We start from the raw sequence: 13,655 nt of genomic DNA, 5'->3' as shown, positions 1-13,655 counted from the left end.
CAGCCGTCTATCGATTGACCGTCCAGGAGACAGACCATGAGCGACAGCAAAATCGTACAGCGCATCGAATCCACCCCGTTCCAGTCCCCGGATCCGCGCCAGAACGTCCAGGGCTGGGAGCGTATCGGCTCGCTGGCCGGCGGCGTGGTGATGATGGGCAAGGGCCTGCGCCGTGGCGGCGTGTTCGGCCTGATCCAGGTGGCCATCGGCGGCGTGGCGCTGGCCCGCGGCATCACCGGCCACAGCTCGGCCAAGAGCCTGCTGGAAAAAGGTCGCCAGGACCTGCACGGCGTGCGCACGAAGATTGAGCGGGCCGCGGATGAGTTGAAGCAGATGAAGGCCAATGCCGACGCGGCCACCCGCACCGCGACCGTGACCGGCAATGACTCGCTGAAGACGCCCAAAGCCTGAGCCTGAGGCGGGAACCCGAGCCTACTTCAGCAGATCACTGGCCAGAACCTTCGACGACCCACCCATCACGCTCTCGCTGAGCTGGATGAATTCGTGGGTCGTCACCGTGTCCAGGCGCATCGCCGCCCGGCTCACATCATCCAGCGAGTGCTGGTTGCCGGTGCGCTGGCGAATTTCCCGATCCAGTTCCTGCAACAACAACACCGCACGGGCCACCGTCGGCCCGCTGACCTGGTCGCCACGCAGACCGGTGACCTTGTGGCTGACGCGGGCCAGCTTCGCCTGCAGGGCCTGATAGCGTTCCTCGCTCATGCCCCCCGCCCGGCGCACCAGCTCGATGGCGTAATACTCCGCCAGGCCTTCACCGATCCAGTCGCTGCGATGGCTGTCGTTGATCCGCCCGAAGACGTGCACCAGCTCGCGCACCAGCGGACTGGCCCCCGACTCACCGATCAGCGGCCCGGTGGTGTGCAGGTAAATCGAGTCATGGGCCGCCTGGCTGCCGCGCATCATCGACTCGCCCGCCCCGACCACCAGCAGTTTCGGCGGATTGCGCGGGAAGACTTCCTGCACCTTGGGCCAGACAAACGTCAGCAGCGTCAGGACATCCATGCGCCGCATACCTTCGCCCCGCGGACCGGCGACCGTCACTTCGGTTTCCCCCAGGCGCGTGCGCCGGCTGCCGAGATTGCCAGCCAGCATCCAGCCGGTCGGGCGATCGAACAGGCGCGAGACGTTATCGATGCGAAAGCGGTTCTTGCCGATCCGGGGCCAGGCGGTCTCGACGCTTTTCCAGCCGGTGGGCAGCTCGAACTCCAGGCGCGCCACCAGTTCCGTGCCGTCCTGCTGGTCCAGGTGCGCCGGCGGGACCAGTTCCTCGCCGCGCAACAGGGCCCAGTTGGCGGTCATGCGGGTATCGAAGGTGCCGTTCTTGCGCGGATGGCTGATGCTCACCCGATAGCTGAGACTGGCCTTGCCGGGAGCCGGCCGCCAGATCCCGCGGCTGGCGCTGCCGGCCTGGTCGGGTGCCTGCAACCACTGGCCGTCGGCCTTGAAGTCGGTGTAGTAACCCTGGCTGCCCAGGTCGAAGTCGAGGCTGCGCACCGCCGAGCCCTGGGCCAGGGTCAGGCGCACTTCGGCCTGATCGCTCTGGGGCAGCAGGCGCACATGATAATCCAGGTCGACTTTTTTCCCGGCCCAACCGGGACCGGCCAGCATCAGCAGCAGCAACCCCAGCAACAGTCGGCAATGCACCGGCATACACACTCCCTCGGGCCCGCCTGACTCAACCGGCGCGGAAAATCAGGTGATCTTCCCAATCGTCCTCGGGCACGCTGCCTTCGGCCAGCATGCGTCCGGACTGGGAAATCCGCTCATGGTGCACCGCATCGCGATCGCCACAGACCAGATGGTGCCAGAGTGGCAGGTCCTTGCCCTCGCTGACCAGGCGATAACCGCAGGTCGGTGGCAACCATTTGAACTGGTCGGCCTTGCCCGGCGTGAGCTGGATGCAGTCGGGCACCGAATCGCGACGATTGCCGTAGTCGGTGCACTGGCAGGTCTTCAGGTCGAGGAGCTTGCAGGCGATCCGCGTGTAATAGACGCTGTTGTCCTCCTCATCCTCGAGCTTTTGCAGGCAGCACAAGCCACAACCGTCGCACAGCGACTCCCATTCCTCCTGATCGAGTTGATCGAGGGTCTTGCGTATCCAGAAGGGTTCGACTCTTGCGGCCATGGCTCAAACATCTGCATCGGGTAGTGAAAAGGCCGCCAGTCTAGTGCCCGCGCCGCAAAGGGCCAAGCATTGGCGACTGTCGGTTGAAGAAGGCTTGTCAGCCGGCACGCCGCGCAGTAGCTTTGATCGTCGCGAAAGCCCCTAGCCAACTGCCATTAGCGCTCCACCGCGCCGCACGAAGCAGACGTACACGGGCCAGGCATCACGACCGGACACCGCGGCAACGGCCCGGCTCGACTCACACCCTTCATCCCAGACTCTAGTTCAGGAATTTCCCATGAGCGCCAATCCACGTGTCGCCGATTACCCGATCGATGCCCAGTTCACCCAACGCTGGTCGCCTCGCGCCTTCACTGGCGAAGCCATTCCGGAAGAAACCCTGCTGAGCTTTTTCGAAGCGGCCCGCTGGGCGCCGTCGGCCTACAACTCGCAACCGTGGCGTTTCCTCTACGCGCGCCGTGACACGCCGAACTGGCAACGTTTCCTCGGCCTGCTCAACGAGTTCAACCGTGGCTGGGCGCAACACGCTTCGGCGCTGATCATCGTGATCTCGAAAACCACCTTCAAGGTCCCCGGCGCCGCCGAGGAAACCCCGGCCCTGTGGCACACCTTCGACACCGGTTCGGCCTGGGGCTACCTGGCCCTGCAGGCCAGCAAGAGTGGTTGGCACACCCACGGCATGGCCGGCTTCGACCAGGAACTGACCCGCCAGGAACTGAAGATTCCAGAAGGTTATGCCCTGCACGCGGCGGTGGCGGTGGGCAAGCTGGGCGACAAGGCGACCCTGGCCGACTACCTGCAGGCCCGCGAAGTACCGAGCCCACGCGAGCCGTTGAGCGCGCTGGCGGCCGAAGGTGATTTCAGCCTGTAATCGCCCGGTACCGCAGCACTGCGCACACCTTGTAGGCGCGTGGCTGGCCCGCGAAGCCTTTAGCGATCTCGAAGGCCTCTTCGCGGGCCAGCCACTCTCCCCCACAGGGATTGTGGCCAGCCCTGCCAACCAGGATCGTCAGTACCCGCGATCGAAGTCCACTTCCCCGCGCAACGCGGTCTCGGCCTGATAGGCCCGCAGGTTATCGACGAACAACTGCACCATCATGGTCGGTGAAGTCGGCGCCGAACTGTGGCCGGTCAGCAACAATCCCCACGCCGTCCAGAACGGATGGCGCTGCGGCAACGGCTCCTGGCGGCAGACATCGATCACCGCCCCCGCCAGATGCCCCTCCTTCAAGGCCTCCACCAGGTCCGCATCGACCACCGCCACGCCGCGTCCGGCATTGATGAACAGGCCGGTCGGCTTGAAGCGCTTGAACAGCGCCGCGTCGTACAGGTCATGGGTATTGGGTGTGTTGGGCAACAGGTTGATCACGTAATCCACCTCGCCGACCCGCTCGCCCAGCGCCTCGAGGGCATCCACGCGGATAAACGGCGGTTGCTCCCGGGCCTCGCTGGCGATCCCGTACAGCTCGACCCCGAACGGTTGCAGAAACTGCGCCACGCTATGGCCGATATCGCCCGCGCCGACGATCAGTACCTTGCGCCCCGCCAGGCTCTGCCCCATGCGATTGTCCCACTTGCGTTCGACCTGGCTGACCAGCCGCGCCAGCACTTCGCGCTCGTGACCGAGCATGTAGGTCAGCACATACTCGGCCATCACCTGGCCAAAGATCCCCACGGCGCGGGTCAGCCGGTAGTGGCGCGGCAGCCCTTCGGCCAGCAGCGGCGTGACGCCGGCCCAGGTCGATTGCAACCATTGCGGCTGGTGGCCCTGGCGCAACAGGGTCGCCAACAGGTCCGGCTGGCCCAGCCAGATCGGGCAATCGGCCGCCAGGTTCGACAACGTGGCCGAATCGCCGCTGGTCATCACTTCAAGTTCGGGTGCCGCCTGGCGCAGCAGGCGGGCATACAGGGCGTGGTCGTGTTCGGCAATCAGAACGCGCATGGTTCAAACCTTTCAAAAACGGTGCAGGCGGCCGCCGACGAAGCGCTCTCCATCGTGCTCGGCCACCGCCAGAAAATACATTCCATTCGAGTCGAATGCCCTGGACAGGGCATTCAGAGATATCCGTCAGACCGGATCATTGCGCCGCAACAGCTCTTCGGGCAAGTGTTCGATGTACTCGTCTTCCGCCGGCGGCATCTGCAGGTGATAGCCCTGGGTCTCGAGGTTTTCGAGCACCTTGTGGATATCTTCGCGTGACAGCTTGCGCTCCGGGGTCAGCACCAGGTCGAAGGCATGCTGCGGTTTGCCGAACGCCAGCAGCAGGTTTTCCGGCACGCGCTCCAGAGCGTCACTCTTGAGGACATAGAGGTACATCTCGTTCTTGCGCGGGCTTCGGTAGATGGAGCAAATACGTTTCAAGGCTGTTCTCCGGCAGTCGCCAGGCTATCGAGCAAGGCCTGGCCCATCAATTCGCGGCGCCAGCCACGCAGCGAATCGGGCAATTGATAAGGTCCGTCAGGAAAGCCGCTCTTGATCAGCGCTTCCAGGGTTTTCTTGCGCAGCATCAGTTCCGGCGCGATGTTCAGACGCTCGGCTTCGGCCTGGCCGACCGCCCGCAGGCGCTTGACCAGCGCCCCGGCTTCGATCGGCAGCGGCTCGGGCACCGCCGGCGGCCACTGGTCCATCGGCACGTTGCCGGCCTGCTTGATCAGTTCGAGAAGGAATTCGCCGTCCTGGCGCACGGTACGCGGATGCATGTCTTCGATGCGGGCGAGGGTCACCAGGTTATCCGGCTGGCTCTTGGCCAATGGCCACAGGGAATGCTCGCGGACAATCCGGTTGCGCGGCAGGTCACGGGCCCGGGCCTCGCGCTCGCGCCAGGCGCAGAGTTCACGCAGCACCGCCAGTTGTGCCCTGGACAGCTTCCAGGCCAGCTTGGCCTCGCGATAGACCTCGTAGGGGTCGACCTCGCGGCGCAGGTTGGCAACCAGTTCGGCGCCGTCCTCCAGGACCCAGGCGTACTTGTCGTCCGACAGTTGCGGGCGCAGGCGGGTGTAGACCTCGGCCAGGTGCAGCGCATCCTCGGCGGCATAGCTGACCTGGGTTTCCGACAGCGGGCGTTGCAGCCAGTCCGAGCGGGTCTCGCCCTTGGGCAGTTCGATACCGAGCACTTCCTGGACCAGGCGCGAATAACCCATGGAGAACCCCAGGTTCAGGTACGCGGCGGCCAGTTGGGTGTCGAACAGCGGCGCAGGCAGGCTGCCGGTCAGGCGCAACAGGACTTCGAGGTCTTCACTGCAGGCATGCACCACCTTGACCACCGCCGGGTTCTCCAGCAAGGCGGCCAGGGGTTGCCAGTTGTCGATGGTCAAGGGGTCGATCAGGTAGGCGCGCACGCCGTCACCGATCTGGATCAGCCCCGCGATGGGATAGAAGGTGTCGACCCGCATGAATTCGGTGTCGAGGGCAACGAAGGGTAATTGTTGCCATTCAGTGCAATGCTGACCGAGGCTATCGTTGTCGCGAATCCAGTGAATATCGATGGCCACACGGCTCTCCCTTGAAGAATGGCGCGCAGTATATATCGCCACAGGCGATTTCCGAGCATTCACTCTGCAACAGCATGAGTGAAAAGGCTCGCTGCGAAAAAAGAATAGTCCTACTCATAAGGTTCAGCCCGGCCAAGGAGATATCAACTGTCCTTGCGCAGGACATAGACCCGACGCATGGCATAGCCCGGCAGGAAATCCCGATGACCGACGATCTCGAAGCCGGCCTCCTGGAATTCGGCTTCGATCAGCGCCTTGCCCAGCACCACGCGCTGACTGTCCAGGCCCGAGCGAACCGCCAGGCGCCGGCGCCGCCAGGCCATGACATTGCCATCCACCCACAGCGAGACAATGACCGTGTCGCGGCTGACCCGGTGAAATTCCCGGAGCATCGCCAGGCGCTGCGCCTTATCGGCGACATAGGCGAACAACTGCACGCAGAAGATGCAATCCACCGCGTTTTCCGGCAAGCCGATGGCGAACGCCGAGCTCTGGAAGGTCCGGACCCGCTTGAGCAATTCGAGAGAATGATGGACCGCGCAATGATCGAGCATGTCCTGGGACGAATCGGCCGCCAGCACCACACGATTGCCCCGCTCCGCCAGGACCGGCCAGAACCGCCCCACGCCACAGGGCAGATCCAGGACCAGGCCAGGTTCGCCGGCGACCTTCAGCGCATGGCGCATCAGTTGCTTCTCGCGCCAGTGCCCCAGGCGGCGCAGCAGGCCACCGGGAGCCACCTCGCGGCACACCCGTGCATGTTCGCGCGCATGCTGGCGGGCGAATTCAAGCTCGACGAGTGAGGGTGGCTGCGCTGACATGTCTGACGAACTCTGGTGCATTGGCCGGTGCCGGTTCCACCTGGAACACCAGGCTGACCGGGGGAGCAGCCGGGAAACACGATGCATCTCCCGACTGCACTCGAACCTTAGTCAGGCGTGCATCAATATTTCGTGAAAAAAATGCCGCTGCCGCTCAAGAAGGCACTTCCGGCCCCCAATTGCCTTGTTACCGGGGACTCACGCCTGATGCAGGTACCAGCGCCAGTCCTGCTCGCCGACCTCGCCCATGAACTGCCGGTACTCGGCGCGCTTGACCGCCAGATAGACACCGAGGAACTCGCCGCCGAACGTTTCGCGGGCCCAGCTGGAGCTTTCCAGCGCGAGCAGGGTGGTCAGCCAGTCGGTGGGCAGACGCTCGCCGGCCTGTGCATAACCGTTGCCTTCGATGGGCGCTCCCGGGTCCAGTTGCTGGCGGATACCGTGATGAATTCCCGCCAGGATCGCGGCGGCGGCCAGGTAGGGATTGGCATCGGCACCGCAGATCCGGTGCTCGATGTGCCGCGAATCAGCCGGTCCGCCGGGCACCCGCAGGCTCACCGTGCGATTGTCGACACCCCAGGTCGCCGCCAGCGGTGCATAACTGTTGCTCTGGAAACGCCGATAGGAATTGGCATTGGGGCAGAACAGCAGCAACGAATCGAGCAGCGTCGCGAGCATGCCACCCACCGCCTGCCGCAACAGCGGCGTACCGTCGACGGCTTCGCTGGCGAACAGGTTGTGGCCATCCTTGTCGGCCAGGCTCACATGCATATGCATGCCGGTGCCGGCCAGGTCATCGAAAGGCTTGGCCATGAAGCAGGCGATCATTCCATGCTTGTGCGCCACGCCCTTGACCAACCGCTTGTAGCGCACGGCTTCGTCCATGGCCTGCAAGGCATCGCCACGATGCTCCAGGGTGATTTCCACCTGGCCGGGGGCGTATTCGGAAATGGCCGTGCGGGCGGGAATGCCCTGCAGCTTGCAGGCGTTGTAGAGGTCGGCGAGAAACGGTTCGATCTGCTCCAGCTCGCGCAGGCCGTAGACCTGGGTGGAACGCGGACGTCCGCCATCGGCATCGCGGGCAGGCTGCGGGCGACCATTGCTGTCGCGTTGCTGGTCCAGCAGGTAGAACTCCAGCTCCGCCGCCATCACCGGATAATAACCGTCGGCCTGCAACTGCCCGATCACCCGCGCCAGCAACTGCCGGGGATCGGCCACGGTGGCCGGCAAGCCCTCGGTGGGGTGCATGCTGACCTGCACCGCCGCCGTCGGGATCAGGCGCCAGGGCATGCGTTGCAGGCTGCCGCTGATCGGGTAGGCACGACAATCGATATCGCCCACCTCCCAGACCAGCCCGGAGTTTTCCACATCGTCGCCATTGAGGGTCAGGCCGAGAATGGTGCTCGGCAGCGGGCGACCACTGGCGTACACCGCCAGCAATTCATCGCGGTGCAACAACTTGCCACGGGGCACACCGTTGTTATCGACGATGAACAGCTCGAACATCTCGATATCGGGGTTCTGTTCAAGGAACGACCGGGCTTCTTCCGGGGCAGCAAAGGACTGGCAGGCGACACTCATGGGCTTCTCGTATTCCGCGTCAGGCGGGCGCTCGGGCGCCCACCGGTTCGAACCAGGCGACCGGCACGGGCCGCCTGCGATCAGTGAAATGACTCAACGGGAATGACGCGGATCCGGCGGGCGCGCATGACGACAATGCCACAACGCCCAGAAGGCCAGTTCGGAAGGGAGGGCGACCAGACTGGGAACGGTGATCGACGGGCGAGACGAAACGACGCCCGGCGCCTGGGCGCCCGTCGAAGCTTCATGCTTGTTGCCGTTGATCCAACCGTCCATAGAGCTGCCGCAATAGACAAAGACCCGCAGATTCACACGATGCAATAAGTCGTTAAATCCAGCTTTTACAAAGCTTGGTTGCACGGCGACTAAACATTCCCCCACGCCAGCATGGTCTGCACAAACGCCTGGGAGGCGGCGCTGCGATAGGCGCCCTGGCGCCTCAGCAAGGCCACGCTGCGGGTGGGCAACGACGGTTGCAGGGGCAAGGCCGCCAGGCCCGGCTGCTCGCGGGCAATCGCACTCGGCAGGATCGTCGCCAGTTGCCCGCGCCGGACGATCTCGACGATCGCACTGATGGAGTTGGCCTCGATCGCGACCTGGGCACCGATGCCTTGCTGGCGGCAATACAGATCGATGTGCTGGCGGGTGGCGAAATCCCTGCTGAGCAGGATCAGGGGCTGGCGCTCAAGGTCCTGGAGACTGAAGGGAGCAGTGCGTCCGACCTGCGGGTGAGCCGCGCCGACCACCAGGCTCAGGGTTTCGGTGAAGAGCACCTGGCTGTCGATATCCGCCAGGTGCGTGCCGGCAAAGGCAATGCCGATGTCCAGCAGATCCTCGGCCAGGGCAGCTTCGAGACGATCCTGGGTCAGTTCCTCGACGCTGAGGGTGATACCCGGATAGCAGCGGTTGAACTGTTCGAGCAGCGGTCCGACGAGGTAGGCGGTGAAGGTCGGGGTCATCGCCAGGCGCAGGGTTCCCCGGCTGAGGTCCTGGACATCATGCATCGCCCGCTTGCCCGCCTCCAGGTCCTGCAAGGCCAGTCGCGCAAATCGCACATAGGCCGCACCGGCATCCGTCAGGCGCACGGTGCGTCCGGAGCGGTCGAACAACGGCGCGCCCAGGGACTCTTCCAGCTGTTTGATCTGTTGCGAAAGCGTCGGCTGGGAAACATGCAGCGCCTCGGCGGCGCGGGTGAAATTAGCGTGTTCGGCAACCGCCAGCAGATAACGCACATGACGTAGGAGCATCGGACATCCAACTATAGGTCTGACTTATGGAAACCATAATAAGCCGGTCTTGGACGCTATGACTGAAAACTTCCATCCTTGCCCCATCAGCCACGCAAGGAGAAAGCCCATGCAAGCCATTATCGACGGCGTCCTGAAGTTCCAGCGCGAAGCCTTTCCGGGGCGCAGCGCACTGTTCAAGCAACTGGCCACGACCCAGAACCCCGATGTGCTGTTCGTCACCTGCTCGGACAGCCGGGTGGTCCCGGAACTGCTGACCCAGCAAGAGCCCGGCGACCTGTTCGTGATTCGCAATGCCGGCAATATCGTGCCGTCCTACGGGCCGGAACCCGGTGGCGTATCGGCCACCGTCGAGTATGCAGTCGCCGTGCTGGGGGTGCGCGATATCGTTATCTGCGGCCATTCCGACTGCGGCGCGATGACCGCCATCTCCACCTGCAAATGCCTTGACCACCTGCCGGCCGTCGCCAACTGGCTGCGCCATGCCGAGTCGGCCAAGGTCATCAATGCCGCCCGCGTCCATGCCTCGCCCGAAGCACGCCTCGACGCTCTGGTCAGGGAAAACGTGGTCGCCCAACTCGCCAACCTGAAGACCCATCCTTCGGTCGCCCTGGCGCTGGAACAAGGCCGACTGAACCTGCATGGCTGGGTCTACGACATCGAAAGCGGCTCGATTGCCACCCTCGACGGCCGCACCGGGCGCTTTGTCTCCCTTGCCGAACACCCGCAAGCCTGCGCGCTGTCGACTCAACCACAACACGTTGCCTGACTCGCCAACTCATCCCGTAAAAGAGGAAATCACCATGCTGCAGTCCCAATTCGCACAGACCCCACGCCTGGCCCTGGCCGACACCATCATCGACGCCAAGCAGCGCCTGAACCTGTCCTGGCAGGACCTGACCGACGGCACCGGCCTGAGCCTGGCCTTTGTCACCGCCGCCCTGCTCGGTCAGCATCCGCTGCCGGCCGAGGCCGCCGAGGTGGTCTGCGCCAAGCTCGGCCTCGACCAGGATGCCAGCCGGCTGCTGCAAAGCGTGCCGTTGCGTGGCAGCATCCCGGCCGGTATCCCAACCGACCCGACGATCTACCGTTTCTACGAAATGATCCAGGTCTACGGCACCACCCTGAAAGCCCTGGTGCATGAACAGTTCGGCGACGGCATCATCAGCGCCATCAACTTCAAGCTGGATATCAAGAAGGTCGAGGACCCGGAAGGCGGCTCCCGCGCGGTGATCACCCTCGACGGCAAATACCTGCCGACCAAACCGTTCTGAAAAAACGCCAACGCCCTCCCGGACGACCCGGGAGGGCGTTGTCATATGCGCTTCAGAGAATCGTCTGGAGGTAGGTCTCGCGCACCATGTCGACCACATCCACCGACAGGTGCACTTCCACCGTCGACGGCCAGCCATCCAGGTCCTTCAGGCTGCTCAGGATGCTCTCCGACAGTTGCTTCTTCACCTCTACCGAACGCCCGCCGAACAGCTCCAGCTTCACATGCACGAAGCCCCGCTCGCCCAGGCCGGTGCCCACGCGAAAGGTGGTCAACCGTGTGGCCCGACTCTTGATATCGGATTCGGCGGCGAACTGCCCGGACGCCACCAGGGCATGGTTGATGCGCAACAACGCCTTGTCGGCGTCGAAGTCGCTCAGGTTCGGTGTGTACTCCAGAAAAACGTGAGGCATGGACGGGCTCCGAAACGTCGGGGGAAAGATGCCACTAGGTATAACACGCAGCTTTCGACAAAGACCATGAAACTCTGGCGCCACGCTCAGGGAGCCTGGAGAGGCAGCCGGTCACTCATGAATTTCTCCAGCCGCGAACGCAGCCAGCGCTCGGCCGGATCGGTGTCGACGATGCCGAGCCAGACCATCGACAGGTCCAGGGTCGGCGCCTTGAAGGGCAACGGCTCGGCGAACAAGGCACCCGACGCCGCCATCGCCAGGGCGGTGTAGTCCGGCAGGCCGGCGATCAGATCGGTTCCCGCCAGCAGGGCCGGCAAGGCGCTGTATTGCGGCACCGACAACACCACATGACGCTTGCGCCCGATCTCCGCCAGCCACTCGTCGGCCAGGCTGCTGACATTGGCGGTATGGGAAACCAGCACATGCGGGCGGGCACAGTATTCATCCAGGGTCATCGGGCTCGACGAGGCGTCGGCACGCAGGATCATCGGCTGGATATGCCGTAGCAGCTTGCGCTTGGCATTGGCCGGCAGGCCGCGGGTCTGGCTGATACCGACGGTGATATCGCCCGAGGCGAGCAGGTCCGGGATACGCCAGTAGTCGACGTGCTGGACCACGATCATCACGTTCGGCGCCTCCTGGCGCAGGGCCCGCAGCAGGTTCGGCAACAGGCCGAACTCGACATCGTCCGACAGCCCGATGCGAAAGGTCATGGTGCTGCTGGTCGGATCGAAATCGTGGGTCAGGCTCAGGGCGTTGGACAGCGAGTCCAGTGCCGGGGACAGGTGCTGGATGATTTCCTCGGCCCGCGCGGTCGGTTCCATGCGGTGCCCGACCCGGATAAACAGCGGGTCGTTGAACATCGCCCGCAGGCGATTGAGCGCCGAGCTGATGGTCGGCTGGCCGAGAAACAGCTTCTCCGCCACCCGCGTCACATTGCGTTCGAGCATCAGTGTTTCGAAGACCACCATCAGGTTGATGTCGGCCTTGCGCAATTCGTTACGATTCATCCGTTGCCCCCGCTCCCCAAAAACGCTATCAGTGTAGAAAGGCGTCGCCATCGACGTCTACACGATCAGTCAACTCAAGACCTTTTGGCCGAAGCACCCGGACTCGGAGCAACCCCTTGCGGCCTGAAGCGTTGCATTGATTGCGCTGATGATGACTATCGAAACGACCGCCTGCCTGATTGTCGAAACCCATTCATATAATCGCCGCCAAACTCTCCCCCTTCGCCTGGCTTCAGGCGACATGCACCCTGGAACACCACACCATGCCAAGCGTCAGCCAGGCCCCTCGCGGCCTACCCGAACATAATCAGCAAAGCGTCAAACAGCAGTGGCTGGCGATTCTTTCGGTCGCCGTGGGGGCCTTCGCCCTGGTTACCAGTGAGTTTCTCCCGGTGGGCGTGCTCAACGACGTCGCCACCGACCTCGGTATCAGTGCCGGCCACGCCGGCCTGATGGTCACCCTGCCCGGCATCATGGCCGCCCTGGCCGCCCCCCTGCTGTCCATCGGCATTGGCGCCATGGACCGTCGCTACCTGCTGATCGGCCTGACGCTGATCATGATCGTCGCCAACTCGGTCGTGGCCTTCGCCAGCGATTTCAGCCTGCTGCTGTTCGGTCGCGTATTGCTGGGCATCAGTATCGGCGGCTTCTGGGCCACCGCCATCGCCCTCAGCGGCCGACTGGCCCCCAGGGGAGTGGGCGTGGCCCAGGCCACCTCGATCATCATGGTCGGCGTGACCCTGGCCACCGTGCTGGGCGTGCCCGCGGGCACCTGGCTCAGTGGCCTGATGGGCTGGCGCATGACCTTCCTGATCACCGCGCTGATGGGTGTACCGGTGCTCCTGGCACAGGTCTTCCTGCTACCGCGGCTCAACCCGGAAAAGGCCATTCTGGTCAGAGACCTGCCCGCCTTGTTTATCAATCCACGCGCCCGGATCGGCTTGATCGCGGTATTGCTCATCGGTCTGGCTCACTTTGCCGCCTACACCTATGTCGCACCGTTTTTCAAAAATAGTTCCGGCTTCGACGGACCGACCATTGGCTCACTGCTGCTGCTCTTTGGCGTGGCCGGGGTATTGGGGAATATTTTTGCCGGTTTCGCCGCCAACCGCAGCGTACGCTACACCTTGTTGCTGGTCGCGCTGATGATCGGCACCAGCACCGCCCTGTTCCCCTACTTCGCCACCGGCATGACCGGCGCGGTGATGCTGATTGCGCTCTGGGGCTTCGCCTTCGGCGCATTCCCGGCCTGCGCCAGCATCTGGATGTTTGTCGTGGCACCCAAGGATGTCGAACGTGGCATGCCGCTGTTCGTCGCTCTGTTCCAGGTGATTATCGCGCTGGGCTCGTTCTTCGGCGGCCGGATCGTCGATCAGTTGGGCAGCTCGGTGCTGCTGAGCCTGGCCACGGCCCTGGTGGGCTGCGGCTTTGCCACGGTGCTGGTGCTGGGGCGCAACGTCAGCAATAGCCTGGTGGCCCAACCCGGCTGACCGGTAGCGTTCAGGCGCTGTCTGAAACTATCTGGCAGGAAAAAGCCTACAAGATAATAAGACCCAGGCCTCTATTGCCTAGTCCATGCCTGACTATTAGATTGGCAGCGCCGCCACTAGCCTAGTCCCGCCACAGTCAATCCTGTGGCCGGGTGTGACAACCTGAAAGTGTTCGAGGCGCG

The 13,655-nt window shown here is 63.8% G+C and carries 15 protein-coding genes; 5 read left to right on the top strand and 10 right to left on the bottom strand.

Going from position 1 to position 13,655, the window contains the following annotated elements; translation table 11 throughout:
- The first annotated feature begins 36 nt into the window (after positions 1–36).
- Positions 37–411 (top strand): YgaP family membrane protein, encoded by a 375-nt coding sequence (locus ACL9RJ_RS26940; RefSeq protein WP_017124562.1) that lies wholly within the window; start codon positions 37–39, stop codon positions 409–411.
- A gap of 21 nt (positions 412–432) precedes the next feature.
- On the opposite strand, the gene ACL9RJ_RS26935 is transcribed toward ACL9RJ_RS26940, so the two are convergent.
- Both ACL9RJ_RS26935 and ACL9RJ_RS26930 read right to left on the bottom strand, forming a co-directional pair.
- Positions 433–1,671, bottom strand: coding sequence for a hypothetical protein (locus ACL9RJ_RS26935; RefSeq protein WP_017124563.1), 1,239 nt, complete (start codon positions 1,669–1,671; stop codon positions 433–435).
- A 25-nt stretch (positions 1,672–1,696) separates the two neighbouring features.
- Positions 1,697–2,146 carry a YcgN family cysteine cluster protein gene (locus tag ACL9RJ_RS26930; protein ID WP_017124564.1) on the bottom strand — a complete coding sequence of 150 codons (450 nt, stop codon included), beginning with the start codon at positions 2,144–2,146 and terminating at the stop codon, positions 1,697–1,699.
- A gap of 277 nt (positions 2,147–2,423) precedes the next feature.
- On the opposite strand from ACL9RJ_RS26930, the gene ACL9RJ_RS26925 reads away from it, so the two are divergent.
- On the top strand, positions 2,424–3,017 hold the full coding sequence (locus ACL9RJ_RS26925) for a nitroreductase family protein (protein ID WP_017124565.1): 594 nt from the start codon (positions 2,424–2,426) through the stop codon (positions 3,015–3,017).
- Positions 3,018–3,155: 138 nt separating this feature from the next.
- Here the strand turns inward: ACL9RJ_RS26925 and ACL9RJ_RS26920 are convergent, their stop codons facing one another.
- The 6 genes from ACL9RJ_RS26920 to cynR all read right to left on the bottom strand — a co-directional run bounded on the left by ACL9RJ_RS26920 (position 3,156) and on the right by cynR (position 9,287).
- Positions 3,156–4,088, bottom strand: a complete 933-nt coding sequence (locus tag ACL9RJ_RS26920; protein WP_017124566.1) for a D-2-hydroxyacid dehydrogenase — start codon at positions 4,086–4,088, stop codon at positions 3,156–3,158.
- Positions 4,089–4,214: 126 nt separating this feature from the next.
- Entirely contained in the window at positions 4,215–4,508 is a 294-nt protein-coding gene (locus ACL9RJ_RS26915) for a YcgL domain-containing protein (protein WP_042934650.1), read from the bottom strand.
- On the bottom strand, positions 4,505–5,638 hold the full coding sequence (gene rnd, locus ACL9RJ_RS26910) for a ribonuclease D (RefSeq protein ID WP_103033112.1): 1,134 nt from the start codon (positions 5,636–5,638) through the stop codon (positions 4,505–4,507). Before rnd ends, ACL9RJ_RS26915 begins: the two co-directional genes overlap by 4 nt.
- Before the next feature lie 143 nt (positions 5,639–5,781).
- Complete coding sequence (locus tag ACL9RJ_RS26905; RefSeq protein WP_017124568.1) at positions 5,782–6,459, bottom strand: class I SAM-dependent methyltransferase; 678 nt, start codon at positions 6,457–6,459, stop codon at positions 5,782–5,784.
- Between the two features lie 198 nt (positions 6,460–6,657).
- On the bottom strand, positions 6,658–8,040 hold the full coding sequence (locus tag ACL9RJ_RS26900) for a glutamine synthetase family protein (protein WP_017124569.1): 1,383 nt from the start codon (positions 8,038–8,040) through the stop codon (positions 6,658–6,660).
- Between the two features lie 365 nt (positions 8,041–8,405).
- Positions 8,406–9,287: a transcriptional regulator CynR gene (gene cynR / locus ACL9RJ_RS26895; protein WP_177118580.1), complete on the bottom strand. Its 882-nt coding sequence runs from the start codon at positions 9,285–9,287 to the stop codon at positions 8,406–8,408.
- 109 nt (positions 9,288–9,396) lie between these two features.
- Here cynR and ACL9RJ_RS26890 point away from each other — a divergent pair, with 109 nt between their 5' ends.
- Both ACL9RJ_RS26890 and cynS read left to right on the top strand, forming a co-directional pair.
- Positions 9,397–10,056, top strand: a complete 660-nt coding sequence (locus ACL9RJ_RS26890; protein ID WP_017124571.1) for a carbonic anhydrase — start codon at positions 9,397–9,399, stop codon at positions 10,054–10,056.
- Between the two features lie 34 nt (positions 10,057–10,090).
- On the top strand, positions 10,091–10,561 hold the full coding sequence (gene cynS / locus ACL9RJ_RS26885; RefSeq protein ID WP_017124572.1) for a cyanase: 471 nt from the start codon (positions 10,091–10,093) through the stop codon (positions 10,559–10,561).
- A 52-nt stretch (positions 10,562–10,613) separates the two neighbouring features.
- On the opposite strand, the gene ACL9RJ_RS26880 is transcribed toward cynS, so the two are convergent.
- Together ACL9RJ_RS26880 and ACL9RJ_RS26875 are read right to left on the bottom strand one after the other, a co-directional pair.
- Positions 10,614–10,973, bottom strand: coding sequence for a 5-carboxymethyl-2-hydroxymuconate Delta-isomerase (locus ACL9RJ_RS26880; RefSeq protein ID WP_177088623.1), 360 nt, complete (start codon positions 10,971–10,973; stop codon positions 10,614–10,616).
- Between the two features lie 86 nt (positions 10,974–11,059).
- Positions 11,060–11,983, bottom strand: coding sequence for a LysR family transcriptional regulator (locus ACL9RJ_RS26875; protein WP_017124574.1), 924 nt, complete (start codon positions 11,981–11,983; stop codon positions 11,060–11,062).
- Positions 11,984–12,246: 263 nt separating this feature from the next.
- On the opposite strand from ACL9RJ_RS26875, the gene ACL9RJ_RS26870 reads away from it, so the two are divergent.
- Positions 12,247–13,473 carry an MFS transporter gene (locus tag ACL9RJ_RS26870; protein ID WP_017124575.1) on the top strand — a complete coding sequence of 409 codons (1,227 nt, stop codon included), beginning with the start codon at positions 12,247–12,249 and terminating at the stop codon, positions 13,471–13,473.
- The last annotated feature ends 182 nt before the right edge of the window (positions 13,474–13,655 follow it).

Origin of the sequence: Pseudomonas sp. Mn2068 (assembly GCF_049319725.1) — a bacterium.
Lineage (GTDB): Bacteria > Pseudomonadota > Gammaproteobacteria > Pseudomonadales > Pseudomonadaceae > Aquipseudomonas > Aquipseudomonas gingeri.
This window is presented reverse-complemented; position numbering and strand designations above follow the sequence as displayed.

Coding starts and splice junctions, on each gene's coding strand:
- ACL9RJ_RS26890 (WP_017124571.1), top strand. CDS start 9,397: ATGCAAGCCATTATCGACGGCGTCCTGAAGTTCCAGCGCGAAGCCTTT.
- ACL9RJ_RS26870 (WP_017124575.1), top strand. CDS start 12,247: ATGCCAAGCGTCAGCCAGGCCCCTCGCGGCCTACCCGAACATAATCAG.
- ACL9RJ_RS26930 (WP_017124564.1), bottom strand. CDS start 2,146: ATGGCCGCAAGAGTCGAACCCTTCTGGATACGCAAGACCCTCGATCAA.
- ACL9RJ_RS26905 (WP_017124568.1), bottom strand. CDS start 6,459: ATGTCAGCGCAGCCACCCTCACTCGTCGAGCTTGAATTCGCCCGCCAG.
- ACL9RJ_RS26935 (WP_017124563.1), bottom strand. CDS start 1,671: ATGCCGGTGCATTGCCGACTGTTGCTGGGGTTGCTGCTGCTGATGCTG.
- ACL9RJ_RS26875 (WP_017124574.1), bottom strand. CDS start 11,983: ATGAATCGTAACGAATTGCGCAAGGCCGACATCAACCTGATGGTGGTC.
- ACL9RJ_RS26900 (WP_017124569.1), bottom strand. CDS start 8,040: ATGAGTGTCGCCTGCCAGTCCTTTGCTGCCCCGGAAGAAGCCCGGTCG.
- ACL9RJ_RS26880 (WP_177088623.1), bottom strand. CDS start 10,973: ATGCCTCACGTTTTTCTGGAGTACACACCGAACCTGAGCGACTTCGAC.
- ACL9RJ_RS26940 (WP_017124562.1), top strand. CDS start 37: ATGAGCGACAGCAAAATCGTACAGCGCATCGAATCCACCCCGTTCCAG.
- ACL9RJ_RS26925 (WP_017124565.1), top strand. CDS start 2,424: ATGAGCGCCAATCCACGTGTCGCCGATTACCCGATCGATGCCCAGTTC.
- ACL9RJ_RS26920 (WP_017124566.1), bottom strand. CDS start 4,088: ATGCGCGTTCTGATTGCCGAACACGACCACGCCCTGTATGCCCGCCTG.
- cynS (WP_017124572.1), top strand. CDS start 10,091: ATGCTGCAGTCCCAATTCGCACAGACCCCACGCCTGGCCCTGGCCGAC.
- cynR (WP_177118580.1), bottom strand. CDS start 9,287: ATGCTCCTACGTCATGTGCGTTATCTGCTGGCGGTTGCCGAACACGCT.